Origin of the sequence: Streptomyces nanhaiensis (assembly GCF_046614825.1) — a bacterium.
In the GTDB taxonomy this organism is placed as follows: Bacteria; Actinomycetota; Actinomycetes; order Streptomycetales; family Streptomycetaceae; genus Streptomyces; species Streptomyces radiopugnans.
In genome coordinates, this window is sequence record NZ_JBKJFM010000096.1 from 1 (window position 1) to 23,643 (window position 23,643).

The window sequence follows — 23,643 nt, forward strand, 5'->3', positions numbered from 1 at the left end:
GGCCGGCTTCCGCGCGCACGTGGCGGGCCGCCGTGGCCGCCGCCTCCGGGCCGGTGGCCGCGGCCACGGCGCGGGGATGGCAGGATCGCAGGGTGCTGGAACGGATCATCGCCGCATGCGACGGCGCGTCGAAGGGAAACCCCGGGCCCGCGGCCTGGGCATGGGTCATCGCCGGTGCGGACGGTGATGTGGAGCGCTGGGAGGCCGGCCCGCTGGGCCGGGCGACCAACAACGTGGCGGAGCTGACCGCGCTGGAGAGACTGCTCCAGGTCCTGGACCCGGCCGTGCCGGCACAGGTGCGGATGGACTCCCAGTACGCGATGAAGGCGGTCACCACCTGGCTGCCGGGCTGGCGCCGCAAGGGGTGGAAGACCTCGGCCGGCACACCGGTGGCCAACCGGGACCTGGTGGTGCGCATCGACGAGCTGCTGTCCGGACGGGACGTCGAGTTCGTCCACACCCCGGCCCACCGGGCGGACGGCGACCGGCTCAACGACGCCGCCGACCGCGCCGCGAGCCACAGCGCCCGTACCCAGCGGCCGATCGGCTCCGCGGCGGGGGACGACCTGCCGCCGCCCGAGCCCGGCGCCGCCACCGCCGGAGGGCGTTCCCGCCCCGCGGGGGCGAGGCCCGCGCGGAAGCCCGGGCCGGGCGGATCCTCCGGGAGATCGCTCAAGGCCCGCTTCCCGGGCCGGTGCCGCTGCGGCCGGCCGTACGCGAAGGGCGAGACGATCGCGAAGAACCCCGACGGCTGGGGCCACCCCGCCTGCGCCGCCGCCGGAGCGGGCGGGGCGTGACACCGGCGGGGTTGTGAGGTCGGGCGGCGGGCGGCGGGTCGGCCTGTGGGCCGTGGGCCGTGGGCGAAAAATCTTGTTTACGGTGCAACCGAAGGGCTTCTTCGCAAGTCCTCCACGTGCAGCACGATTTCCGCACGACGTGGAGGAGAACTCCCTTGCGCAAGCGCCCAGTCATAGCCGTGGCCGCCACCGCCGGCGCGCTGGCCGTCCTCACCGCCGTTCCGGCCCAGGCCGCCGAGTACAGCTCGGCGCTGAAGATCCGGGGCGTCCAGTACGACGCCCCCGGCCGGGACTCCAACAACTGCTCCACCGGGAACACCGACGAGGAGTACCTGACGATCAAGAACTACTCGTCCTCCGCGACCGTCAACCTCAGGGGCTACGTCGTCAAGGACGCCGCCGGCAACCGCTTCGCCTTCACGGCGAACCACTACCTCCAGCCCGGCGACTACATCAGGCTCCGCGGCGGTCACGGCAGCGACTCCGACAAGTACAACGTGGTCTACCGGGACAACTGCAACTTCATGTGGAACAACGACCGCGACACGATCTACCTGTACAAGCCCTCCGGCAGCCGCTCGGACGTGCACTCCTACACCAGGAGCGGGTCCGACCCCGACGGCAACGGATACATCACCTTCCACAAGTGATCCGGACGCCTGCGGGCCGCCGCCTCCGCACGGCGGAGAGGCGGCGGCCCGCAGGCCGGTGCCGGTGAGGAGCGGCAGGGACCTGCCGGCGCACCCCGCCCTTATCGGGCGGTGCCGAAGGCCTGCGTCCAGTAGTCGCCGGGCTGTGCCAGGCCGACGCCGATCTCCTCGAACGAGCAGTTGAGGATGTTGCGCTTGTGGCCGGGGCTGGACATCCAGGCGTTCATCACGCTCTCGGGGGTCCGGTAGCCGTGGGCGACGTTCTCGCCGTAGGTCCTCCACTCGTAGCCGGCCCTCGTGATCCGGTCCCCGGGGCCGGAGCCGTCGGAGCCGGTGTGGGACATGTTGCGGTGCTCTGCCATGTCCCGGCTGTGGGCCCGGGCGGCCTGGGCCAGCTTCTCGTTCGTCCTCACAGGAGCGCATCCCGCCTTGGCGCGCTCGCTGTTGACGAGCGCCACGACGCGGGCCGCGACGTCGTTGGCCGGTGCGGGTGCGGAGGGGGCGGAGGTGCGGGGGGCGGGGGAGGTGCTCGGGGAGGTGCCGGGCGTACGGGTCTTCTGCGGCGTGGACCGCGAGGTCCGTGTGGACGCGGGCGACCGGCCGTCGGCGTACCGGCCCTGCCAGGATTGGGCACGGTCCTCGGAGTAGCGGTTCTGCCAGGAGCGGGAGCGGTCGTCGGCGGTCGCCGGCCGGTCCACGCACGCCAGGGCCGCGGTGGGTACTCCCAGGGCGGCCACGGCGAGGGCCGCGACGGATATCTTCCGGTAGCGCCTCGTTCTGCGGTGCTTGCTCATGTGTGACCCCAATCGTCGTATCGCCGAATCCCCCCGGGTTCTGGCCGATTCGCCCAGCACCCGCCTCTGATCTGCGGGAACGTGGTGCGGGCCGTCATTGTCGGGATCGCCGCCCGGGCGGGGCAACGAGCGCTGGTACTACGCCGGCTCGTAGGTCCCCGAAGCCCTTGCGGGCTGCGCGGGGCCATGCCGGAACGGGCGCCGGGGGCGGTGCGCCGGTGTGCCGCCCCGTCAGGAACCGTTCCGCGCCGCCGCGCACGCAGGAGTGTGCGCAGCAGGGCAGGGGCCTCCGGGCCGGGTGTGCGGTATGTCCGTGACGAGCGGGACAAGTCGCCTATGTCCGACGGGTGTCATCTACTATCCGGTGGGCGTAGTACCGATATGCGGTGTGATGGATGTCACGGGCGCCCGCGCGGTGGGCGCCGGCCCGCCTTTCGCGCACGCCGGAGCGTCCATCCGGGCTCGGGGCGGGAAGCCCGGGAAGCCGGGGCCCCGATTCGGAGGCCGCCCGCGCGGGGGCCTTGGAGCCGTTACCGGGGGTAGCCTTTGCGGTGCCCCTTGATTTACATTCTGTCTAACAAACGTGGGGGCGCCTCCTCGGAAGCCGCGGGACGCGGAAGCGGACCGGCGGCACCGCGGCCGTCCCCGGCGCAGCGGGCGGACATGGAACGTCGCACACGGTTCGAGGAGCGCACATGGCGAGCAGCACGGGCATCGTTCGACCGACGGGACAGCCCACGGGGCAGGCGGCAGGGCGGCCGGCGGAACGCGACCGGGGCGACGAGCAGGACGTCGCCCGCCGGCTGCTCGACTCGGCGGCCAGGCTGGCCTACGACCCGGCCGTGGAGGTGGACTGGGAGACGCCGCTGGACAAGGACTTCCACGGCGCCAGCCCCGAGTGGAGCACCCTCTACGGCACCCCGTACTGGGACGAGCTGACCGAGGAGCAGCGCAAGGAGCTGACGCGGCAGGAGGCCGCCTCGGTGGCCAGCACCGGCATCTGGTTCGAGATGATCCTCCAGCAGATGGTGCTGCGCGACATCTACTCCAAGGACCCCACCAGCGCCGAGTTCCAGTGGGCGCTGACCGAGATCGCCGAGGAGTGCCGGCACTCCATCATGTTCGCCCGCGGGGCCCGGAAACTGGGCGCCCCGCCGTACCGGCCGCACCGGATCGCGTTCGAGCTCGGGCGGGCGTTCAAGACGCTGGCGTTCGGCGAGGCGGCGTACGCGGCGATCCTGGTCGCCGAGGAGGTCCTCGACGTCATGCAGCGCGACTGGATGCGCGACGAGCGGGTCGTGCCGTTCGTCCGCACCATCAACAACATCCATGTCGTCGAGGAGTCCCGGCACATGAAGTTCGCCCGCGACGAGACGCGCAAGCGCCTGGCGGGCGCCGGCCGGCTGCGCCGCCGGATCCACGCCCTGGTGATCGCGATCGCTGCCTACGTCATCGTCACCAGCATGGTGAACCGGAAGGTGTACGCCAACGCCGGGCTCGACGAGAAGCGCGCGGTGCGGGAGGCGAGGACCAACGAGCACCACAGGGCGATGATGCGCTCCAGCTGCTCGGGCCTGATGGAGTTCCTCGCCTCCGCCGGTCTGCTGACGAAGCCGGCGCTGGTGTTCTACAAGCGCGCCAACCTCATCTGAGCCGGACGGGCCGCGACATGACCCACGTCATCACCCAGAACTGCTGCGGCGACGCCACCTGCGTCGCCGTCTGCCCGGTCAACTGCATCCACCCCACCCCGCAGGAGAGGGACTTCGGCAGCACGGAGATGCTGTACGTCGACCCCAGGGCGTGCATCGACTGCGGCGCCTGCGCGGACGCCTGCCCGGTGGACGCGATCCTCCCGGAGGACCGGCTCTCCGGGGCGCAGCGGGAGTACGCCGCCCTCAACGCGGCGTACTTCGAGCACGGAGCGGACGGAGCGGACGGAGCGGACCGCGCGGACGGAGCGGACGGCGGACCGGATTCCGGACCCGCCGACCACGGACCCAACTTCCACGCGTGGGGCAGGCCGGTGTTCGAGCGCACCCTGCCCTCCGACTTCGCGCCGCTGCGGATCGCGGTCGTCGGCACCGGCCCGGCCGGCATGTACGCCGCCGAGGACCTGCTGCTCCACACGGGCGCCGAAGTGACCCTGATCGACCGGATGCCGGTGGCCGGCGGCCTCGTGCGCTACGGAGTGGCCCCCGACCACCCGGGGACCAAGGGGGTCGGGGACACCTTCGCGAGGCTGTACGCGCACCCGCGGGTCCGGATGTACCTGGGCCTGGAGGTGGGCGCGGACGTCACGGCGGAGGAACTCGCCGCACACCACGACGCGGTCGTCTACGCCGTCGGGGCCCGCGCCGACCGCCGCCTGGGGATCCCGGGCGAGGACCTGCCCGGGAGCATCTCCGCGGCCACGCTGGTGGCCTGGTACAACGCCCATCCGGAGACCGCCCCGGACGCCGTCGACCCGTCCGCGGAGCGGGTGGTCGTGGTCGGCAACGGCAACGTCGCCCTCGACGCCGCCCGGATCCTGACGGCCGGTCCGGAGGAGCTGGCCGGCACCGACATCGCCGCCCACGCGCTCGGCGCGCTGCGCGCCGGGAAGGTGCGCGAGGTGGTCCTCCTCGGACGCCGGGGTCCGGCGGAGGCGGCGTACACCAGGCCGGAACTGCTCGCCCTGAAGCACCTGCCCGGTGTGGAACTGGTCGTGGACGACCACGACCCGCGCATCGCGGGGAGCATCGACACGGCCGGGCCGGGGGACAAGGCCGCGGTGCTGCGGGGCGTCACCCGGCAGGCGGTGGACTGGTCCCTCCCTCCCGGACCGGGCCGGCGCATCGTGCTGCGCTTCCACAGCGCGCCGGTGGAGGTGCTCGGCGACGGGCGCGTACGGGCGGTGCGCGCCACGGCGGCGCGGGGTGAGGTGGAGATACCGGCCGGCCTGGTGGTGCGGGCGGCCGGCTACCGCGGCGCACCGGTCCCCGGGCTGCCCTTCGACGAGGCGGCCGGCACCGTCCCGCACGAGGGCGGGCGCGTGACCGGGCGGCCTGGGACGTATGTCGTGGGCTGGATCAAACGCGGGCCCTCGGGAGGCATCGGGGCCAACCGCGCCTGCGCGGCCGAGACGGTCGGCACCCTGCTCGCCGACGCGCTCGGCGGCCTGCTGCCCGCGCCCGAGCACGGCGCGAAGGCCTTCCGCCGGCTGGTGAGAGGCCGCAACCGCCGTCTGGTCGACGCCCGCGGCCAGGCCGCGATCGACCGGGTGGAGGTGGCCCGCGGGCTCCGGGCCGGCCGGCCCCGGGAGAAGCTGGCCACCGTCCCCGAACTGCTGGCGGCTGCCAGGAGCGGCCGCCGGCGGCCTCCGCGCTGAAGCACCCGTCCCGCTCCGGGCCGTCCCGTCCGGAGCGGGACGGCCCGGAGCGGGACGGGCCGCCGTCCTCCCGGAGGGCCTCAGAGGGCGGGCGGCCGGACTTGGCCGGTCCTGGCCTCGATCGCGTGCAGCACGGCCACCATGTCGCGGTCGCCGTGCCCCAGGGCGACCGTCTCGCCGAAGAGGGTGTGGCAGACGTCCAGCAGGGGAGAGGCCAGGCCGGCCTCCCGGGCCGCCTCGAAGATCAGCCGGTTGTTCTTCAGGACGTCCAGGGCGGCGGCCTGGACGTCGAAGTCGCGCGCCAGCAGTTTGGGCGCCTTCATGCGCGAGACGCCGCTGGCCATCGGTCCGGCGTCGAGCACGTCCAGGAACAGCCGCCGGTCCAGGCCGTGGCGGTCGGCGAAGTGGAACGCCTCGGTGAGGCCGGTGACCATGGTGATCAGGAACAGGTTCACCGAGAGCTTCGTCAGCAGCGCGTTCGGGGCCGGTCCGCACACGAACACCTCCCGGCACATCGGCCGCAGCAGCGGGCGTACCGGCTCCACGACCGCCGGCTCCCCGGCCACCATCGCCACCAGCTCCCCCCTCTCGGCGGGCACGCGCGAGCCGGATACGGGCGCCTCGACGTAACCGCCGCCGGCCGCGCGGACGTCGGCCTCCAGACCGCGCGAGTAGTGGGGGGACGTCGTCCCCATGTGCACGACCGTGCGCCCGGCGACGTGCGGGGCGAAGTCCGGTGTGCCGCGGCCCAGTACGGCGTCGGTCGCCGCCTCGTCGGCCAGCATCAGGAAGACGGTGCCGGCGCGTTCGAAGACCTCCGAGGGGCTCTCCGCCACCTCGGCCCCGGCCGCGCGCAGCGGTTCGCTCCTGGCGGCGGTGCGGTTCCAGACGACCGGTGCCGCCCCGGCACGGGCCAGATTCAGCGCCATGGGCCGCCCCATGACGCCCAGGCCGATGAAACCCACGTCCACCCCGCGCCGCCCTTCCGGCCGGAGGACCGCGGCCTCCACCGGCCCGCCGGTCCCACCGGTCCCGTCGTCTATGACAGCCGTCATAGTAGCGGCGTTATGACGTGTGTCATAGCACGAGGCGCGCGCCGGTCCGGGAGGTGGTGCGGCGGACTCCTCCCGCACCGGGCGGTCGGGGCGGCACCGATAAGCTGGCCGGACGGCGGGGCGGGTGCCGCCCGCCCGGTGCGCCAGGGGATCGGAGGTCGGCGATGGCGGTTTCCCGGCGGGGGCCGCGCGAGCGGATGGTCTTCAGCGCGGCCCAGCTCATCCGGCGCGACGGGGTCTCCGCGACCGGTCTGCGCGACATCGTCGCGCATGCCCGGGCCCCGAGGGGGTCGCTGCGGCACTACTTCCCCGGAGGCAAGGAGCAGCTGGTCAACGAGGCGGTGGAGTGGGCCGGCCGCTACGCGGCCGAGCGCGTGGCCCGGTTCCTGGCCGAGATGCCCGAGCCGTCGCCGAGCCGCCTGTTCGGCGCGATGGTGCGTCAGTGGACCGACGAGTACCGGTCGGCCGGATTCGCGACGGGCTGCCCCGTGGTCGCCGCGACGGTGGACCGCGCCGGCTCCGCGGAGTCCACCAGGGAGGCCGCCGCGGCCGCGTTCGCCGCGTGGAACCGCCCGGTGGCCCGGGCGCTGACGGAGATGGGCGTGCCGGCTTGGCGGGCCGCCTCGCTGGCGACCCTGATGATCAGTGCGCTGGAGGGGGCGATCGTGATCGCCAGGGCCGAGCGCGACGTACGCGCCCTGGAGACCGTGGCCCGGGAACTGGGCCCCCTCCTGGACGCCGGCGTCGCCCCGGGGCACTGACGCCCGCTCCCCGGAAGGGAGCGGCCCGGCCGCTCCCTTCCGGGGAGCGGCCGGGCCGTCGGCCACCGGGTCCGTCAGACGGTCAGCACAGCTCCTCGGGCCGGTAGTCCTGGCACATGTTGTCCCGGAAGACGTTGCCCGTGCCCGCGCCGCGGTCGGCCAGATCGGCCGCCCCGTTGTCGCGCACGATGTTGTCCTCGATCAGGTTGTTCTCGTTGCGGGCCCCCACGAAGCTCTTGAACAGCACGATGCCGCCCGACAGGGGCGAGGAGCCCACGTTGTCCTCGACCAGGTTCTCGGCCACCAGCGTGTCCTCCGCACCGGTGAGGACGATCCCGGAACCCTGGAGGAACGGCAGACGGGGCGTCGCAGGGCAGTGCTTGTTGTTGGAGTGGACGTCGTTGCGGAAGACCGTCAGCGCCCCGGCCCGGGGTTTGGTCTCGTCCCCGACCACGAACATGGCCGCGCAGTTCCCGGCCATCTCGTTGTTCCTGACGACGAGGTTGCGCAGCCGCCTGACGGTGACGCCGATGCGGTTGTCCAGCAGGTGGTTCTCGCGGACGACCGTACCGCCGGAGTCGGCGGCGCCCTTCTCCCTCTCCACGGTGTTCGACAGCAGCAGCCCGGCGTCGCCGTTGCCGCGGGCGGTGTTGTAGCTGATGTCCGACCGGGTGGAGCGCTGCTGGGCGATGCCCCACTTCCCGTTCTTCTCGGCCGTCACGTGCCGCACGCTCAGCCGGTCGGTGTGGGAGGCCCACAGTCCGTTCTGCTCGAAGCCGCGCAGGCTCAGCGAGGTCACGGTGGCGTCGGTGACGGGCTGCTCCTCCGTTCCGGACACGCAGATCCCGTGGCCCTGGCGGGCGCAGTCGTTCCCGGCGCTCCCGGTGTTCCCGGCCGGCGGCATCAGGACGGTGTCCGGGCCCGAACCCCGCAGGGTCAGGCCGGAGGTGGTGATCCGGACGCTCTCCCGGAAGGTGCCGGGGGCGAGGACGACCGTGTCCCCGGGCCTCGCGGCGTCCACGGCCTGCTGGATCGATTCCCCCGGACGGACCTGGTGCGTGTCCTGGGCGGCGGCCGGCGGGGTGGCGGCCAGGCCCGAGGCCGCGGCGACCGCGGCCCATCCGAGGCGAGTGAGCTGTCGTTTCGTCATGACTCGAAGCTATGGGTGATATGTCGGGAACCGCCACACGTGTTGACCCGAAGCAGGGGGCACTGCAGCCGCTTGGCACTGCCCGATGCCCCGAGCGGCCCAGAACACGCCGACAAGAACGCGTCGTGACCCGGCATCAGCGGCACCACGCCTCGCCGGCGGACAGGCGCCGGCGAGGCCGGACGGTGACGGTGGCGGAGCGTAGCGTGGGCATACGGAGGCCAGGGCCGACCCGCGCCCGACACGGTGAAGGGAGTACACGCCATGGCGACCGCGCAGCGCATGGTGGTCATCGGAGGCAACGCGACGGGCATGTCGGCCGCCTCCCAGGCACGCAGGCTGAAGCGGCCGGGGGAACTGGAGATCATCGCCCTCGAACGGGGCGGCTACACCTCCTACTCCGCCTGCGGCATCCCCTACTGGATCGGGGGAGACGTCGCGGCCGCCGGAGACCTGATCGCACGGACACCCGAGCAGCACCGCGAGCGGGACATCGACCTGCGGCTGCACACCGAGGTCACCGAACTCGACCCGGACGGCTGCCGCGTCCGCGTCCGCGACGGCGGCGGCGGCGCCGGGCAGTGGCTGGGCTACGACCACCTGGTCATCGCCACCGGCGCCCGCCCCCTGCGCCCCGGTCTGCCGGGCATCGACGCGCCGGGCGTGCACGGGGTGCAGACCATGGACGACGGCAGGGCCCTGCTGGAGGCCCTGGAGCGGACCGAGGCGGCGAGCACCCGGCGCCGGGCGGTCGTGGTCGGCGCCGGCTACATCGGCGTGGAGATGGCCGAGGCGCTGATCCGCCGCGGTTACCGGGTCACGGTGCTGGACCGGGCCGAGGAGCCGATGACCACGCTCGACCCCGACATGGGCGGACTCGTGCGCGAGGCGATGTGCCGTATGGGCATCGAGACGGTCACCGGAGCCGCCGTCACCGCCGTCCGCACCGGTGCGGACGGCCGGGTGCGGGCGGTCGCCACCGAGGACGCCGAGTACGAGGCCGACCTCGTGGTCCTCGGGCTGGGCGTACGGCCCGAGACCGGGCTCGCACGCGACGCGGGACTGCCGCTGGGGGAGTCCGGCGGCCTGCTCACCGACCTGGCGATGCGGGTGCGGGGGCGGGAGAACGTCTGGGCGGGCGGTGACTGCGTCGAGGTCCTCGACATCGTCTCCGGCCTGGAGCGACACATCGCGCTGGGCACGCACGCCAACAAGCACGGCCAGGTCATCGGCACCAACATCGGCGGCGGCTACGCCACCTTCCCCGGCGTCGTCGGCACGGCCGTCAGCAAGGTCTGCGACCTGGAGATCGCCCGCACCGGCCTGCTGGAGAGCCAGGCCAGGTCCGCGGGACTGCGGTTCGTGACCGCGACGATCGAGTCGACCAGCCGCGCCGGCTACTACCCGGGAGCCGCGCCGATGCATGTGAAGATGCTCGCCGAGCACCGCACGGGCCGCCTGCTGGGTGTGCAGATCGTCGGACGCGAGGGCGCGGGCAAACGCGTCGACGTGGCCGCGGTCGCCCTGTCCGCGTCGATGACGGTCGAGCAGATGACGTTCCTGGACCTGGGATACGCGCCGCCGTTCTCCCCGCTGTGGGACCCGGTCCTGGTGGCGGCCCGGAAGGCGACCGCGGCGGTGCGCCGGGCCGGCGCGCACTGACGGGGCGTATCCGGCGGTCCGGCGCGCCGCCGCTGGCGCTCCCGGAACCGTCCCCACCTGGGAAACTCCGTGCGGACTTGTCATGACGATGACATAGGATGCGCGCACCATTCACGAATTTTCCCAAGAGGATGTACGCGTCATGACAATCCGTGCGCCGTTCCGCTCCCCGCGCGGCATATCCGCCGCCGTCGCCCTGCTCGCGATCGGGGCCGCGGGGTGCTCCGACGTCGTCGACAGTGCCAAGAACGGCGCGACGAAGGTGGCCCGCCAGCGGTCGGTGTTCTCGCTCTCCACCGGGGACTGCTACAACCCGAACAGCGACAAGATCGAGGGCGAGGCGCTCGCCATCGAACTCGTGCCGTGCGACGAGCCGCACCGGGGCCAGGTCGTCGGCGAGTTCGACATCGAGGAGAAGGGCGAGTTCCCCGGCGACGAGGCGGTCACGGCGATCGCCGACGAGCGCTGCCCGGCCGAGGCCGGCGAGTTCGCCCCGGACACCTGGGCCCTGCCCGAGGGGGTCGGCCTCTCCTACTACACCCCCACCGCGGAGAGCTGGGCCACCGGCGACCGCGCCGTGAGCTGCACCTACACCAAGGAGTCGGGCGAGTTCACCGGCTCGCTCAAGGCCGGCGCGAAGTCGCTCAAGCCGGAGCAGAAGGCCTATCTCAACGGCGCGAACGCCGTCTACGACGCCCTGTGGGCGAACCAGCCCGAGGCGGAGAGCGTCGAGGAGGACCTCGAGGGCTACAAGGCGCAGGCCGACGCCGTCGCCACCGCTCTCGACGCGCACCTGGACGGCCTGCGGGGCATCGAGGGGACGGAGGCCGGCAAGCTCCGCTCCCGGCTGGAGAAGACCGCCGGTCACTGGAAGGACGCCGCTAAGGCGGGCGACGCCGATGCGTTCTACGTCGCCTACGACCCGGCCTTCACCGGCCTGGACCCGAACGACACGGTCGCCGCCCGCAAGGAGCTGGGTCTGGCCACCACCGTCCCGGCCGACGAGGCCGAGGTCTGGGCGAGCTGACTCCCCGTCGCCGCCCCGCGGCCGGTCGGCGGCACCGGCCCACGGCGGCCGGTTCCGTCACCCGGCCGGTTCCGTCACCGGCCGGGGCCGCGAACGGCGCCGGGTTCACGCGCCCCGGCCGGTGGGCGGGGCGCACTGCCCGCCGACCCGGTGGATCTCCTCCAGCGGATACGGGGTCTGCCTGCTGCGGTGCCGGAACCCGCGGAAGAAGTCCGCCATCACCGCGGCGAGCGGTGAGTGGCGGGTGAGGATCGCCGCCGCCGTCGCCGGGACCGCGGTGGGGCGCTCGCCCCGGGCGTATGCGCGCACCTGTGCCTCGCGCTCCTCCCTCCCGTGTCCGTGCAGGGCGGCGACCAGCCAGTTGACCAGGTAACCGGCCGTGTAGCAGCGGTCGTAGCCCCGGTGCCGTTCGAAGAAGGCGAGCTCCTCCCGGGACAACCGGAACCGGGAGGAGAGGGCGAGACCGTAGTCGGTGAAGTACAGGCGCCGCCCGTCGGTCAGGATGTTCTCGAAGTGGGCGTCGAAGTGCAGCAGACCGCGGCCGTTCATGAACGAGACACCGGCTTCCAGGCCCTCCTCCACCATCGCGCAGGCCCGGTCGGCGGCCCGGCCGCCGGCGGCCACCCGCTCGCCCAGCCACTGGTGCAGGTTCTGCGGGATGTACTCCAGGAACAGCGTGAGGCTCGCCGAGGACTCCCGGAGGGCCTCGATCCGGTGGCGCACCTGCGGCGCGCCGCCCCAGTAGGCGACGGCCCGTTCCACGTCGGCCAGCTCCTCGGGCAGCGGCGTCGAGTCCGGCAGCACCCGCCAGTGGTGCATCAGGGGGAAGCCCTCGTGCTCCCCGGTGAGCACCCAGTTCGTCGTCATGGTGTGCACGGCGAGCTCTCTCCAGGCCCCGAAGCCCGGCCCGCCGATGGCGCCGACGCCGTACTGGCAGAACAGCGGCAGTTCGAACAGGTTCGCCGTGGACCGGACGTTCTCCGGCCGCCGCTCCAGGTCGGTCAGCGGCACGCGTTTGACGAACACCGGGACTCCGGCGACCTCCAGCAGGGCCGACTTCCCGCCGATGCCGGCACCGAGCGGTGCGGCCGTGTCCACCAGTCCGTGCAGCTCGCGGTCGCCGCACAGGGCCAGGGCGGTGGAGACGGCGCCGTGGGCGGCCAGACGCGCACCGTGTGACATGTCGGGGAACCGCACCGCCGCCTCCGTCCGGGTACCGGATACCGGGCGCCGGACCCGGTACCGCAACGGCCACTCTGCCCTGAGGACCCCGTGCGATGCACGTACTTCCGGCGACCGCACGGCCGGATGACCGGGCCCGGGGGAGGTCTCGTGCGGTACGGCCCCGGGAGGAGAGCGGGCCGCGCCGATTGACGGATTGGGGCGCGCCGCGGCTGGGCAGTGAGCTTGCAGCGTGTCATGAGCACGCCTAACCCCCCACAAGGAGGACGACCATGCACGTCCGCACACTCGTCCGCGGCTTCACCGCGGCACTGGCGGTCACCTTCGCACTGGCCGGCGGCCAGGCCGCCGCCGCGCCGGCCGCCCCCGCCGCCGAGGACCGCACCCTCGCCCCGCGGATCCTCACCTACGACGCGAGCGCGGCCGCGGAGTTCAGGGCCGCGGTCGACCGGGGCGCGGCGATCTGGAACGAGAGTGTCGACGCCGTCGAACTGCGGCCGGTGGCGGCCGGGCAGCGCGCCAACATCCGGATCCTCGCCGACAACGGCTGGCCCCGCGCCTACACCTCCTCGCTGGGCAACGGGACCGTCTACATCGGCCGTCAGGCCGTCACCCAGGGCTACAACACCGTTCGCATCTCCTCCCACGAACTGGGCCACATCCTGGGCCTGCCGGACCGCAAGCCCGGCCCCTGCTCGAGCCTGATGTCCGGTTCCACCGCCGGGGTCGCGTGCACCAACCCCTACCCGAACGCGGCGGAGAAGGCGGAGGTCGAAAGCGACTTCGGCGGGGCGTTCGCCCGGTCGGCCGGGGTGCCGCGCAATGTGATGACCGTGGACTGACGCACGGGGGAGGGGGGAGCCCCTCCCCGGCGCCGGCCCCTGCCCGCACGCACACGGTGAGGGCCGGAACCGGCGCCCCCGAGGCCGGAGGGTCCCGGCGCGCACCCGCGAAGGCGCGCGCCGGGACCCTTTGTCCGTCACCGGCGCCGCACTCGTGCGACGGTGCCCGTCCCGGTCAGCGGTCGCCGTGGCGGATCAGGGAGCGGACCATGCCGCAGGTCGCCCTGGAGGGCGGGCGGACGCCGATCTGCTCGGCCGTGGTGCGGATCCTGCGGTCGGAAGCCTGCTCCGGGCGGTGGACGCCGGTGTCGAGCAGGGCTATGGCCAGGCGCATGGCCTTCAGCCGGCGGTTGTGCGAGACGTACCACTCGCGGGGCCGGCCGGCCGGGAGCGGCTTCTTCGGCAGGGTGGTCAGGGTCGTCAGCGCGGTGGGGGCGGGTGTGGTCGGGGCCTTCGAACGGTGCTCGGCGGCGAGCGCGGCAGAGGCCATCGGCTTCCTCCTGGGGTGGTCGTCCGGCCGTCTCGATCTACCCCCGATTCTACTCCGGACCACTGACAAAAGGCCTGGTCAAAGGGGATTGGAGCGTTCCGGGGCGCCGCGTTCGCAGGTCGTGTGCGGCGGTCCGGGGGCGGTGGTGGACCGGGCGCGACCACCCCCGGGGATCCCCCTCCGGCAAGTGTTGATTTGTCGATATATCGGGCCTACTCTGTGACCCAGGACAGATTTCGAACATGGATTCGAACTGAAGCTTCGGCCGCGTGGGTGCACGTCTCGCCGGGCCGGGACCGCGTCCCGCCACCCCCGAGCCCACCCCGAACCGCCGTCGGATGCGCCAGAGGAGAAATGGCGTGAACACCTTCACCTTCACCCCCGCCACCAAGGAGCAGGCCAAGGCCCGCATCGCGCTCACCGGACCGACCGGATCGGGCAAGACCTACACGGCGCTCATCACCGGCACCGCGCTCGGCGAGCGGGTGGCCCTCATCGACACCGAGCACGGCAGCGCGTCCAAGTACGCCGACGAGTTCGCCTTCGACACCCTCCAGCTCACCTCGTTCGAGCCCACCGGGCTCATCGACGTCCTCGCGGTGGCCGCCCACGAGGGCTACGACACCGTGATCGTCGACTCGCTCTCGCACTTCTGGTCCGGCGCGGGCGGAGTGCTCGAACAGGTCGACAACGCCGCGAAACGCTACGGGACGGGCAGCAGCTTCGCCGCCTGGAAGGAGACCCGTCCCATGGAGCGGGCGATGATCGACGCCCTGCTCGCCTACCCCGGCCACCTCATCGTCACCATGCGCACCAAGACCGAGTACGTCGTGGAGACCGACGACCGCGGGCGCAAGGTGCCGCGCAAGGTCGGGCTCAAGCCCGAGCAGCGGGAGGGCATCGAGTACGAGTTCGACATCGTCGGCGACCTCGACCACGAGAACACCCTGGTGATCTCCAAGTCCCGGGCCAAGCCGCTGTCCGGACTGGTGATCCGCAAACCGGGCACGGAGTTCGCCGACTCCGTACTCGACTGGCTCAGCGCGGGCAAGCCCACCCCGAGCGCGTCCGACTACCTCGCCACCGCCACCGCGCCGGACACCTCCTACGAGGACCTCCGCACCCTCTACGAGGAGGCCCGCCGGCACAACCTGCTCGCCGCCGCCGTCCTGGACCCGGCGGGGGAGCCCACCACACTGGGCGACCTCATCGTGCGCCGCGGCACCGAGGCGAGGAAGGAGGCCGGGAAAGCCGGGCAGGCCGGGCAGGCCGGGAAGTCCGGGAAAGAGCCCGAGCGGAAAGCCGTGGCGGCATGAACCTCAAGGAGCACGCGACCAGGGTCGCCGTACTCAAGGTGCTGCGCGACGCGGTGGAGGAGCAGTACCAGGCCACACGCCGCGAGGTCCTCGACGAACTGCGCGCGGCCCGCGAGGAGTACGCGCTGAAGTCGATACGGGTGACCCTGCGCGACGGCACGCCCATCGCCACCATCACGCTCATCGACCCCAGGCCGGAGATCGTGGTCGCCGACGAGGACGCCTTCACCACCTGGGTGGTCGAGAACCACCCGGACGAGGTGGAGACCCTCGTCCGGGTGCGTCCCAGCTGGCGCAGGCAGTTCACCGCCCGGCTCACCGCCTGGCCGGGGCCGGCCACCGACCCGCACACCGGCGAGGTGGTCCCGGGCCTGGAGACGGCCCCGCCGGCGGAGCCGCGCTCGTTCAGCCTCCGGCCAGTGCCCGGCGGTACGGAACAGGTCGCCCGGGCCTGGCGCACCGGCGAGATCGACCTGCCCCGGCTGCTCGCCCTCGACAGCGGCGAGGAGCGGGGCGAGGTCCGGGGCGAGGAGCGGTGACCGCCGGCACCGCGCGCCCGCAGCGCCCTCAGCACACCGCCGTACGAGAGGAGCCACCCATGGCCGGTGAGCCCGTCATCACCGTCGTCGGCAACCTGACCGACGACCCCGACATCCGCACCACCCCGTCCGGAGACACGGTCACCCACTTCACCGTCGCCTCCACCCCCCGCACCTTCGACCGGCGGAGCAACGAGTGGAGGGACTCCGCCGAGACGCTGTTCCTGCGCTGCTCGGCCTGGCGGCAGGAGGCGGAGCACGTCGCCGAGTCCCTCAGGCGCGGTATGCGCGTCATCGTCCAGGGGCGGCTGCGCCAGCGGACGTTCGAGACCCGCCAGGGCGAGAAGCGCACCGTGGTGGAGTGCGAGGTGGACGAGGTCGGCCCCTCGCTGCGGTTCGCCGGCGCGACGGTCACCGGGGGTGGTCCGCGTACGAGCGTCCCCGCCGGCGACCGCGTCGGCGCCGCACCGGCGGCCGGCGGCCCGCCCGGCCGGGACGACGGCGGGCGGCGCGCCCCCGGGGAGGGTGAACTCCCCTTCTGACCGCCGCGGTCTCCCGCGAGACCGCGGACCCGCGCCCGGCGGCGGGCGGCCGTACCGACCCCTTCGGTCCGCCCGCCGTGCCGGCGCAACCCGACCCCACCGAGGTGGACCCAGTGAAGGAACAGGACCGCGAGAAGGCGCTCGACGCCGCGCTCGCACAGATTGAACGGCAGTTCGGCAAGGGCGCCGTGATGCGCCTGGGCGACGAGGTGTGGGATCCCATCGAGGTGATCCCGACCGGGTCGACCGCCCTGGACGTCGCCCTGGGCGTGGGCGGCCTGCCGCGCGGCCGGGTGGTGGAGGTCTACGGGCCGGAGTCCTCCGGCAAGACCACCCTGACCCTGCACGCGGTGGCCAACGCCCAGCGGATGGGCGGCACGGTCGCCTTCGTCGACGCCGAGCACGCCCTGGACCCGGAGTACGCCAAGCGGCTGGGCGTGGACGTGGACTCCCTGATCCTGTCCCAGCCCGACAACGGCGAGCAGGCGCTGGAGATCACCGACATGCTCATCCGCTCCGGCGCGCTGGACCTGATCGTGATCGACTCGGTGGCGGCCCTGGTGCCGCGCGCGGAGATCGAGGGCGAGATGGGCGACTCCCACGTGGGTCTGCAGGCGCGGCTGATGAGCCAGGCGCTGCGCAAGATCACCGGCGCGCTCAGCCAGTCCAAGACCACCACCGTCTTCATCAACCAGCTCCGCGAGAAGATCGGGGTGATGTTCGGGTCGCCGGAGACGACCACCGGTGGCCGGGCGCTGAAGTTCTACGCCTCGGTGCGGCTGGACATCCGCCGGATCGAGACGCTCAAGGACGGCACGGAGGCGGTGGGCAACCGCACCCGGGTGAAGGTGGTCAAGAACAAGGTGGCCCCGCCGTTCAAGCAGGCGGAGTTCGACATCCTCTACGGCATCGGCATCAGCCGGGAGGGCGGGCTGATCGACATGGGGGTGGAGCACGGCTTCATCCGCAAGTCGGGCGCCTGGTACACCTACGAGGGCGACCAGCTGGGGCAGGGCAAGGAGAACGCCCGCAACTTCCTGCGCGACAACCCGGACCTGGCCGACGAGATCGAGAAGAAGATCAAGGAGAAGCTCGGCATCGGGACACGGCCGGAGGCGGAGCCGGGGTCGGAGACCGGGGAGGACGCCATCCGCACCCTCGCCGCCGGGTTCTGACCCGCCGCGCCCGCACCCCGCCGGCACCCCGCCGTGCCGGTGGCACACCGGCCGTACCGTGCCCGGAAGGCCGCGGGCCGACCGGGAGCGGGCCGCAGGCCGCGCCCCCGCCCCCGGCCGGCTCCGCCGGGCTCAGCCGACCGGAGCCGCCGGCTCCCTGCCGGTCCCCCCACCGGACTCCGGAACACCGTCCACGGACCGCCGCTCCGGGCCTTCCCGGCCCCGGGCGCCGGTGCCACCGGCCTCCTCGGCGAGCCGTTCCATGCCGCTGGTGGTCTTCAGCGGCTTCTCCCCGATGAACACGACGGCGACCAGGGCGACCAGGGCGAAGGGAGCCGCGACGAGGAAGAGGTCCGCGGTGGCGACACCGTAGGCGTGCTCGACGATCGCCCGTACGGGCGCGGGCAGGACGGTGACGTCGGGCACGCCGCCCTCCGCGCCGCCGGGGGACCGGGCCCCGCCGGCGGGAATGCCCGCCTCCTCCAGGCCGCGGATCTCCGCGGCCGGCTCCGGGTCCCGGAACCCTGGCCCCGCGCGCCGTCCCGGCCGCCGCGGGCTCACGCCTATGTGCCCGCCGTGCCCCCGGTGCCCGCGGTCTCCGCGGCGCCGGTGGCACCGGCGGCGGTCCTCGCGCGTTCCAGCTCACGCAGGATGCGGGCCAGGTCGCCGGGTGCGGCGGCGAGACGGACCGGACGGCCGGCGTCGTCGAGTTCGGCGATGTGCCAGTCGCCGGGGACGGCCTCGCGGTCACCGCCGCGGACGCGCCGCACCTCCTTGAGCGTGAGCCGCTCCACCGGGATCGGTTTCGCCGCGAACCGGCCGGGACCGGAGTGGGGCGTCACCGAGGGCGGTCCGCCGCCGATGACGACATGGGTGCCGAAGGAGTACGGGTTGTAGTCGGTGTGCTCCAGGAAACGGGCGGCCAGGAACACCTCCGCGTCCTCTCCGGCCGGTTCCCCGGCTCCCGCGGCCCCGCCGGGCGGGTGGACGCGGGTGGCGCGCCACGCCCGGGCGAACAGGCCCAGTGTGACCAGCGACCCCGCGGTCGCCCACACGGTCCCGGCGGGGGAGCCGAACGGGCCGGCGGGATGGAAGTAGGCCAGCGGCAGCACCCACAGGGCCGTGCCGGCGAGCGCGCCCGCGAACGGGAGCTCCGGCGGGAGGACCTCGTCGTCGGGCAGCCGCCGCCAGCGCAGCCGCAGCAGCACCCGCGTACCGGGCCAGCCGGCGGCGAGGGCGAGCACGGCCGCGACGACGGCCGTGCTCCCGGGGGTGGGGACGTGCTCGCGCCAGACGTGGCGCTCCCCGGCGACCTCCATCACCTCGCCCCGCCACAGCGTCAGTTCGACCCGGTCACCGGGCCGGAACTCCAAGGCGGCCTCGTAGGACACCTCCAGCCGCTCCATCGGGCGGCCGCCGGAGAAGTACAGCCGGCTCTGCCTCTTGGGCCGCCGGGCCTCGGCCCGCTCGACCCGGGCCGACAGGACGGTCAGGCACTCACCGCGCTCCTCGGCGGGCACTCCGGCGGCGCACGGGACGGCAGACCTCCACGCCCGCTCCCGGGCCGCGGTGGCCGACACGGACTCCGTCACCAGGGCCGCCGCCGAGAGCAGCAGCACGCACAGGACCAGCGACCCGGTCCAGCCGTGCCCGGCGGTGTGGTACGAGACGACCGGCAGATGTACCGACCGGGGGTTTCCGTGACGGCGGTGCAGCGCACGGAGCGCCTCCAGAGCCGCGTCGAAGTCCGGGTCGTCGGGGGACCAGCTTCTCGGCAGGGGCAGCAGCCGCCTGCGCCCGTCGCGCAGCACCACGCCGACACGGCGGGCCTCCTGGACCCGGGGGTTCCTCTCGTGCCTCAGCCGCACCTGCAGGTCGGCGACGCCGGGCCACGGAACGCTCCGTTCGCCCAGCAGCGTCCGGATGTGCAGTCCGTAGGCGTCGGCGCTCACCCGGGCGACGGCCCCGCGCAGCGAGGCGAGGCCCGCCAGGGCCGACAGCAGCGCCACCCCCGACCACGCCTCCCAAGGTCCGCCGAGGTGTGCCGTGTACACCGCGGCCAGGGCCGCCGGAGCCGTTCCGGCCGCTCCCAGGGCCGCGAGGAACCACAGGGCGCGTCTGTAGGGGGAGCGGCAGATCACTTCCCGCGCATCGGTCATGGACGCGATCCTGCCGCCGTCCGGTCGGGACTTCCTGTACACGATGCGGCAGCTTTCCGTCCTGCGACGCTGCCGGGTGCGGGAGGATCCGGCCCCGCGGGGCGGGCCGCCGTACACCCGTCCCGCGCCAGGCCCCGCACCGGGATCCCACGCCGGCGGGAGCCGCGCACCCGGGCGGAACCTCATGGCTTCCTTAGGGCTTCATGAAGAAGCCCTTCCCGGGCGCCCCGCGGGCCGCCGGCCTGCCTAGGCTCTCGTCCGACCCCCGGAGGACCGCCGGCGGGCGCGACCGCGCCCACCCAAACCCCTCCCCGGAAACCGGCCGATCCCGACGGACCCACGAGGTAACGCCCGCATGAGCTCCCACAGAGCCGACCGTTCCCGACGCCGCTCCCACGCCCGCCGCAAGGGCACTCCGCCGGCGCGCGGCATCGCCCTCGCGCTCAGCGCGGCCACCATGGCGGCGGGCGCCGGCCTCACCGTGGCCGCGGGCGGAGGACAGGACGGGCCGGCCGGCCGTGTGACGGCGGACGCGGCCGACACCGCACACGACACGGCGGGCGGGACCTCCGGCGGCTCCTCCCTCCCCGCCTCGCCCACCCCGGAGGGGAGCGCGTCCGCCTCGCCCGGCGCCGGCAGGACCGGAGAGCCGGAGAAGCCCGCGCGCGGCGCCGCCCCCTCCGCCTCCGCCCCCGCCCCGGCTTCTGCCGGGGAGACGGAAACGGGCAGGACGGCGGGAGGCGAGCAGGGCCGTGAGACCGGTTCCGAAGGCGCCGAGGGGTCCGGCGGCAGCGGAGGCGGCAACGGAGGCAAGGAGCACGACGGTGCTCCCGGGGCGGATCCGGCGCCGAAGGACAGCGGGCCGGAGGCGCAGGTGCTCGCACTCGTCAACAAGGAACGGGCCGCGGCCGGTTGCGGCCCGGTCACCGCCAACGCCCGGCTGACGCGGGCCGCGGACGGCTACAGCGACACCATGGCCGCGTCCGGCGTGCTGTCCCACACGGGACCCGACGGCTCCACGATGGCCGACCGGGTCGAGGCGGCCGGGTACGCCTGGAGCAACCTGGGCGAGAACATAGCCCGGGGGCAGCCGGACGCCGCCTCGGTCATGGACGCGTGGATGAACAGCCCCGGCCACCGCGCGAACATCCTCAACTGCGCCTTCGAGGAGCTGGGCGTCGGCGTCCACTTCGGCGACGGCGGCCCGTGGTGGACCCAGAACTTCGGCGCCGGCCGCCCGTAGCGGCGCGGTGCCCGCGGGCACGGAAGCGATTCGGCCCCGGTGCGGAGCGCACCGGGGCCGAACCTTCAGTAGCGGGGACAGGATTTGAACCTGCGACCTCTGGGTTATGAGCCCAGCGAGCTACCGAGCTGCTCCACCCCGCGGCGATGCCCCCACTGTACGGCACGCCGCGGCCTCCGGCGAAACGGGCGGGCCCGGCAGGGAGTTCAGCGCGCGCCCGCCGTACGTCCCGGCCGGGTGCGCACGGTGGCGCCCGCGCAGGCGATCACTGCGACCCCGCCGAGGACGGTGGGCCAGGTGATCCGCTCGCCCAGGAACAGCGCGGCCCAGCAGACGCTCAGCACGGGCTGCACGAGCTGTACCTGGCCGACCTGTGCCATCGGGCCGATCGCGAGCCCCCGGTACCAGGCGAAGAACCCGAGGAACATGCTCACCACCCCCAGGTAGGCGAACGCGGACCACTCGGCCGCAGTGCCGCTCGGAGGACGCGACGAGACCGACAGGACGGTGAGGGCGGCCATCAGCGGCGCGGAGAGCACCAGTGCCCAGGAGATCGTCTGCCAGGCGCCGAGCTCGCGGGCGAGGATCCCGCCTTCCGCGTAACCGGTGCCCGCCGCCGCGACGGCGCCGAGCAGCAGCAGGTCGGACCAGTGGAGCCCGCCGGACCCTCCTCCCCGCAGCGAGGCGAACACGACCGCGGCCACCGCGCCGACGGCCGCCATGACCCAGAACGGGACCGGAGGGCGTTCGTGCCCGCGGAGCACGGCCATCACCGCGGTCGCGGCCGGCAGGAGCGCGATCACGACGGCGCCGTGGCCGGCCGAGGCGGTGGTCAGTGCGAAGGAGGTCAGTACGGGGAAGCCGACGACCACGCCGCCGGCGACGACCGCCAGACGGACCCACTGGGTGCCGCGGGGCGGGCGCTGCCGCGTGAGTGCCAGCACGGCGGCCGCGAGCAGCGCGGCGATCACCGCACGGCCGGAGCCGACGAACAGCGGTGACATCCCGCCGCCCCCGACGGCGGCCCGGGTGAACGGGACGGTGAACGAGAACGCCCCGACCCCGAGCAGCCCCCACCCGAGACCGGCGCGGGACGGCGATAGCACCGGGGCTTGGAGGAGAGTAGCGCTACTGTTGTCTTTCATGAAAGACGATAGCAGTTCGCGGATCGCCGCCGACCTCCGCGCATGGGTCGCGTCAGCCGCCCCGGGAGCGAGACTGCCCTCCACGCGCACGCTGGTCGCCCGGTACGGGGCGAGCCCCGTCACGGTCCAGAAGGCGCTGCGCACCTTGGCGGCGCAGGGAGCGGTGGAGAGCCGGCCCGGCGTCGGGACCTTCGTCCGCGCGGTCCGCACGGCCCGCCCGAACGACTACGGATGGCAGACCGCGGCACTCGGGTCGCCGCGGAACCGCGCACCGCGGCTCTCCACGGCACTGCGCACCACCCCGAACGACGTGATCGCCCTCCACTCGGGCTACCCGGACCGGGAGTTGCTGCCCGAACGCCTCGTCCGGGCCGCGTTCACCCGCGCGGCGCGCGGCGACGCCGCCGTCAGCCGCCCCCCGGCCGCGGGACTGCCGGAACTCCAGGCGTGGTTCGCGGCCGAACTCGGCGCCGCGACGCCGGCCGGGACCACGCCGCCGGCGCCGGGCGACGTCGTCGTCTTCCCCGGCAGCCAGAGTGCGCTGGGCACCGCCTTCCGCGCCCTCGTCGGCGCGGGCCGCCCGCTGCTGCTGGAGTCGCCCACCTACTGGGGCGCGATCCTGGCCGCCGCGCAGGCGGGAGTACAGGTCGTGCCCGTCCCCAGCGGGGCGCACGGCCCCGATCCGGAGGAACTGGCGCGGGCGTTCGTGCGGACCGGGGCGCGCGCGTTCTACGCCCAGCCGAACTTCGCCAATCCCACCGGAGCCCGCTGGTCGCCCGATCTGGCCGGTCAGGTCCTCGACACCGTCCGCGGGCACGGCGCGTTCCTGATCGAGGACGACTGGGCACACGACTTCGGCATCGGCGCGGACCCGGTACCGCTCGCCGCCCGGGACGACGGCGGGCACGTCGTCTACCTGCGCTCCCTGACCAAGAGCGTCTCCCCGGCCGTCCGCATCGCCGGGGTCGTCGCCCGCGGCCCGGCCCGCACGCGCCTCCTCGCCGACGCCCAGGCCGAGTCGATGTACGTCAGCGGCATCCTCCAGGCCGCCGCGCTCGACGTCGTCACCCAGCCCGCCTGGCGCACGCACCTGCGGAACCTCCGCCACCAGCTCGCCGCCCGCCGGGACCTCCTGGTCGCGTCGCTCCGGGAGCACGCGCCCGCCGCCCGCCTCGAAGCGGTGCCGCAGGGAGGGCTGAACATCTGGGTCCGGCTGCCGGACACCACCGACCTGGCACGGCTGGTACGTGACTGCGAGAACGACGGAGTCCTCGTCGCCCCCGGCGGCGAGTGGTTCCCCGCCGAACCGACCGGAGCCTACCTCCGGCTCAACTACTCGGGGCCGAACCCCGGTGCCTTCCCCGACGGCGTGCGAGCCGTCGGGCGGGCGCTCGCACGGCAGCGCACGCGGTAGTCCTCACCGGCGGAACCGGTCGTCCCCCGAACGCCGTCCAGGGCCGTCCGGGGCCGCCCGAGCGCCGGCCGCGGCGGGCCGTCCGGGTGCCGCCGGTGTCCGCCGGATGCCGGAGTGCACCGTGTGAGCCGGCGGCGGCGCGGGCACCGATCCCGCATGCTCATCGTGGTCACCGGAGCGGCCGGGAACGCCCGCCCCGCCGTCGCAGGACGCCCGCGCGCCGAGGGCGCGTACGGCGGTGCCGGTCACGCCGTGCACGCCGGGCACGGCACACCGGGCGGTGCGGCCCCCGGCGGGCCGGCTGCCGTACGGCGTGACCGGCACCGCCGT

22 protein-coding genes and 1 tRNA gene are annotated in these 23,643 nt (G+C 74.0%); 14 read left to right on the forward strand and 9 right to left on the reverse strand.

Annotation, left to right across the window (positions count from 1 at the left end):
• The first annotated feature begins 92 nt into the window (after window positions 1-92).
• Together ACLIYP_RS19815 and ACLIYP_RS19820 are read left to right on the forward strand one after the other, a co-directional pair.
• On the forward strand, window positions 93-797 hold the full coding sequence (locus ACLIYP_RS19815) for a ribonuclease H family protein (protein ID WP_412714468.1): 705 nt from the start codon (window positions 93-95) through the stop codon (window positions 795-797).
• Between the two features lie 155 nt (window positions 798-952).
• A complete protein-coding gene (locus ACLIYP_RS19820; protein ID WP_412714469.1) occupies window positions 953-1,447 on the forward strand; it encodes a lamin tail domain-containing protein in 495 nt (164 codons plus the stop codon).
• A 101-nt stretch (window positions 1,448-1,548) separates the two neighbouring features.
• Here the strand turns inward: ACLIYP_RS19820 and ACLIYP_RS19825 are convergent, their stop codons facing one another.
• A complete protein-coding gene (locus tag ACLIYP_RS19825; protein WP_412714470.1) occupies window positions 1,549-2,241 on the reverse strand; it encodes a CAP domain-containing protein in 693 nt (230 codons plus the stop codon).
• Between the two features lie 695 nt (window positions 2,242-2,936).
• On the opposite strand from ACLIYP_RS19825, the gene ACLIYP_RS19830 reads away from it, so the two are divergent.
• Both ACLIYP_RS19830 and ACLIYP_RS19835 read left to right on the forward strand, forming a co-directional pair.
• The gene (locus ACLIYP_RS19830; RefSeq protein WP_412714471.1) at window positions 2,937-3,893 is read left to right on the forward strand and encodes an AurF N-oxygenase family protein; all 957 of its coding nucleotides are present in this window, start codon (window positions 2,937-2,939) and stop codon (window positions 3,891-3,893) included.
• A gap of 17 nt (window positions 3,894-3,910) precedes the next feature.
• Complete coding sequence (locus ACLIYP_RS19835; protein WP_412714472.1) at window positions 3,911-5,611, forward strand: FAD-dependent oxidoreductase; 1,701 nt, start codon at window positions 3,911-3,913, stop codon at window positions 5,609-5,611.
• Window positions 5,612-5,691: 80 nt separating this feature from the next.
• Here the strand turns inward: ACLIYP_RS19835 and ACLIYP_RS19840 are convergent, their stop codons facing one another.
• Window positions 5,692-6,552 (reverse strand): NAD(P)-dependent oxidoreductase, encoded by an 861-nt coding sequence (locus ACLIYP_RS19840; RefSeq protein WP_459076351.1) that lies wholly within the window; start codon window positions 6,550-6,552, stop codon window positions 5,692-5,694.
• Between the two features lie 278 nt (window positions 6,553-6,830).
• Here ACLIYP_RS19840 and ACLIYP_RS19845 point away from each other — a divergent pair, with 278 nt between their 5' ends.
• Complete coding sequence (locus ACLIYP_RS19845; protein WP_412714473.1) at window positions 6,831-7,427, forward strand: TetR/AcrR family transcriptional regulator; 597 nt, start codon at window positions 6,831-6,833, stop codon at window positions 7,425-7,427.
• A gap of 82 nt (window positions 7,428-7,509) precedes the next feature.
• Here ACLIYP_RS19845 and ACLIYP_RS19850 read toward each other — a convergent pair whose 3' ends face one another.
• Complete coding sequence (locus ACLIYP_RS19850) at window positions 7,510-8,577, reverse strand: right-handed parallel beta-helix repeat-containing protein (RefSeq protein WP_412714474.1); 1,068 nt, start codon at window positions 8,575-8,577, stop codon at window positions 7,510-7,512.
• Window positions 8,578-8,841: 264 nt separating this feature from the next.
• Here ACLIYP_RS19850 and ACLIYP_RS19855 point away from each other — a divergent pair, with 264 nt between their 5' ends.
• Together ACLIYP_RS19855 and ACLIYP_RS19860 are read left to right on the forward strand one after the other, a co-directional pair.
• Window positions 8,842-10,239 carry an FAD-dependent oxidoreductase gene (locus tag ACLIYP_RS19855; protein WP_412714475.1) on the forward strand — a complete coding sequence of 466 codons (1,398 nt, stop codon included), beginning with the start codon at window positions 8,842-8,844 and terminating at the stop codon, window positions 10,237-10,239.
• 142 nt (window positions 10,240-10,381) lie between these two features.
• Window positions 10,382-11,266: a septum formation family protein gene (locus ACLIYP_RS19860; protein WP_412714476.1), complete on the forward strand. Its 885-nt coding sequence runs from the start codon at window positions 10,382-10,384 to the stop codon at window positions 11,264-11,266.
• Window positions 11,267-11,371: 105 nt separating this feature from the next.
• Here the strand turns inward: ACLIYP_RS19860 and ACLIYP_RS19865 are convergent, their stop codons facing one another.
• Complete coding sequence (locus ACLIYP_RS19865; protein ID WP_412714477.1) at window positions 11,372-12,448, reverse strand: protein kinase family protein; 1,077 nt, start codon at window positions 12,446-12,448, stop codon at window positions 11,372-11,374.
• 272 nt (window positions 12,449-12,720) lie between these two features.
• Between ACLIYP_RS19865 and ACLIYP_RS19870 the strand changes: the two genes are divergently transcribed.
• Window positions 12,721-13,290, forward strand: coding sequence for a snapalysin family zinc-dependent metalloprotease (locus tag ACLIYP_RS19870; RefSeq protein ID WP_412714478.1), 570 nt, complete (start codon window positions 12,721-12,723; stop codon window positions 13,288-13,290).
• A 175-nt stretch (window positions 13,291-13,465) separates the two neighbouring features.
• Here the strand turns inward: ACLIYP_RS19870 and ACLIYP_RS19875 are convergent, their stop codons facing one another.
• Window positions 13,466-13,780: a hypothetical protein gene (locus ACLIYP_RS19875; RefSeq protein WP_093659894.1), complete on the reverse strand. Its 315-nt coding sequence runs from the start codon at window positions 13,778-13,780 to the stop codon at window positions 13,466-13,468.
• A 359-nt stretch (window positions 13,781-14,139) separates the two neighbouring features.
• Here ACLIYP_RS19875 and ACLIYP_RS19880 point away from each other — a divergent pair, with 359 nt between their 5' ends.
• The 4 genes from ACLIYP_RS19880 to recA all read left to right on the forward strand — a co-directional run bounded on the left by ACLIYP_RS19880 (window position 14,140) and on the right by recA (window position 17,352).
• Window positions 14,140-15,096, forward strand: coding sequence for an ATP-binding protein (locus ACLIYP_RS19880; protein WP_412714479.1), 957 nt, complete (start codon window positions 14,140-14,142; stop codon window positions 15,094-15,096).
• Window positions 15,093-15,635, forward strand: coding sequence for a hypothetical protein (locus tag ACLIYP_RS19885; RefSeq protein WP_412714480.1), 543 nt, complete (start codon window positions 15,093-15,095; stop codon window positions 15,633-15,635). The genes ACLIYP_RS19880 and ACLIYP_RS19885 overlap by 4 nt, the downstream gene beginning before the upstream one ends.
• A gap of 59 nt (window positions 15,636-15,694) precedes the next feature.
• Window positions 15,695-16,177 carry a single-stranded DNA-binding protein gene (locus ACLIYP_RS19890; RefSeq protein WP_412714481.1) on the forward strand — a complete coding sequence of 161 codons (483 nt, stop codon included), beginning with the start codon at window positions 15,695-15,697 and terminating at the stop codon, window positions 16,175-16,177.
• Between the two features lie 113 nt (window positions 16,178-16,290).
• A complete protein-coding gene (gene recA, locus ACLIYP_RS19895; RefSeq protein WP_412714482.1) occupies window positions 16,291-17,352 on the forward strand; it encodes a recombinase RecA in 1,062 nt (353 codons plus the stop codon).
• 132 nt (window positions 17,353-17,484) lie between these two features.
• On the opposite strand, the gene ACLIYP_RS19900 is transcribed toward recA, so the two are convergent.
• Window positions 17,485-17,778 carry a hypothetical protein gene (locus ACLIYP_RS19900; RefSeq protein WP_459076350.1) on the reverse strand — a complete coding sequence of 98 codons (294 nt, stop codon included), beginning with the start codon at window positions 17,776-17,778 and terminating at the stop codon, window positions 17,485-17,487.
• Between the two features lie 137 nt (window positions 17,779-17,915).
• Entirely contained in the window at window positions 17,916-19,511 is a 1,596-nt protein-coding gene (locus ACLIYP_RS19905) for a PH domain-containing protein (RefSeq protein ID WP_412714483.1), read from the reverse strand.
• Window positions 19,512-19,866: 355 nt separating this feature from the next.
• On the opposite strand from ACLIYP_RS19905, the gene ACLIYP_RS19910 reads away from it, so the two are divergent.
• A complete protein-coding gene (locus tag ACLIYP_RS19910; RefSeq protein ID WP_412714484.1) occupies window positions 19,867-20,754 on the forward strand; it encodes a CAP domain-containing protein in 888 nt (295 codons plus the stop codon).
• Window positions 20,755-20,823: 69 nt separating this feature from the next.
• On the opposite strand, the gene ACLIYP_RS19915 is transcribed toward ACLIYP_RS19910, so the two are convergent.
• Both ACLIYP_RS19915 and ACLIYP_RS19920 read right to left on the reverse strand, forming a co-directional pair.
• Window positions 20,824-20,897 (reverse strand) — tRNA-Met (locus ACLIYP_RS19915).
• 63 nt (window positions 20,898-20,960) lie between these two features.
• Window positions 20,961-21,860, reverse strand: coding sequence for a DMT family transporter (locus ACLIYP_RS19920; protein ID WP_412714485.1), 900 nt, complete (start codon window positions 21,858-21,860; stop codon window positions 20,961-20,963).
• Window positions 21,861-21,897: 37 nt separating this feature from the next.
• On the opposite strand from ACLIYP_RS19920, the gene ACLIYP_RS19925 reads away from it, so the two are divergent.
• Window positions 21,898-23,313, forward strand: a complete 1,416-nt coding sequence (locus ACLIYP_RS19925; protein ID WP_412714486.1) for an aminotransferase-like domain-containing protein — start codon at window positions 21,898-21,900, stop codon at window positions 23,311-23,313.
• Window positions 23,314-23,643 lie beyond the last annotated feature (330 nt).

What these genes read in the sequence shown, in the direction of transcription:
- ACLIYP_RS19825 (WP_412714470.1), bottom strand. Translation starts at nt 2,241, where the DNA reads ATGAGCAAGCACCGCAGAACGAGGCGCTACCGGAAGATATCCGTCGCG.
- ACLIYP_RS19830 (WP_412714471.1), top strand. Translation starts at nt 2,937, where the DNA reads ATGGCGAGCAGCACGGGCATCGTTCGACCGACGGGACAGCCCACGGGG.
- ACLIYP_RS19835 (WP_412714472.1), top strand. Translation starts at nt 3,911, where the DNA reads ATGACCCACGTCATCACCCAGAACTGCTGCGGCGACGCCACCTGCGTC.
- ACLIYP_RS19840 (WP_459076351.1), bottom strand. Translation starts at nt 6,552, where the DNA reads ATGGGGCGGCCCATGGCGCTGAATCTGGCCCGTGCCGGGGCGGCACCG.
- ACLIYP_RS19845 (WP_412714473.1), top strand. Translation starts at nt 6,831, where the DNA reads ATGGCGGTTTCCCGGCGGGGGCCGCGCGAGCGGATGGTCTTCAGCGCG.
- ACLIYP_RS19850 (WP_412714474.1), bottom strand. Translation starts at nt 8,577, where the DNA reads ATGACGAAACGACAGCTCACTCGCCTCGGATGGGCCGCGGTCGCCGCG.
- ACLIYP_RS19855 (WP_412714475.1), top strand. Translation starts at nt 8,842, where the DNA reads ATGGCGACCGCGCAGCGCATGGTGGTCATCGGAGGCAACGCGACGGGC.
- ACLIYP_RS19860 (WP_412714476.1), top strand. Translation starts at nt 10,382, where the DNA reads ATGACAATCCGTGCGCCGTTCCGCTCCCCGCGCGGCATATCCGCCGCC.
- ACLIYP_RS19865 (WP_412714477.1), bottom strand. Translation starts at nt 12,448, where the DNA reads ATGTCACACGGTGCGCGTCTGGCCGCCCACGGCGCCGTCTCCACCGCC.
- ACLIYP_RS19870 (WP_412714478.1), top strand. Translation starts at nt 12,721, where the DNA reads ATGCACGTCCGCACACTCGTCCGCGGCTTCACCGCGGCACTGGCGGTC.
- ACLIYP_RS19875 (WP_093659894.1), bottom strand. Translation starts at nt 13,780, where the DNA reads ATGGCCTCTGCCGCGCTCGCCGCCGAGCACCGTTCGAAGGCCCCGACC.
- ACLIYP_RS19885 (WP_412714480.1), top strand. Translation starts at nt 15,093, where the DNA reads ATGAACCTCAAGGAGCACGCGACCAGGGTCGCCGTACTCAAGGTGCTG.
- ACLIYP_RS19890 (WP_412714481.1), top strand. Translation starts at nt 15,695, where the DNA reads ATGGCCGGTGAGCCCGTCATCACCGTCGTCGGCAACCTGACCGACGAC.
- ACLIYP_RS19905 (WP_412714483.1), bottom strand. Translation starts at nt 19,511, where the DNA reads ATGACCGATGCGCGGGAAGTGATCTGCCGCTCCCCCTACAGACGCGCC.
- ACLIYP_RS19910 (WP_412714484.1), top strand. Translation starts at nt 19,867, where the DNA reads ATGAGCTCCCACAGAGCCGACCGTTCCCGACGCCGCTCCCACGCCCGC.
- ACLIYP_RS19925 (WP_412714486.1), top strand. Translation starts at nt 21,898, where the DNA reads ATGAAAGACGATAGCAGTTCGCGGATCGCCGCCGACCTCCGCGCATGG.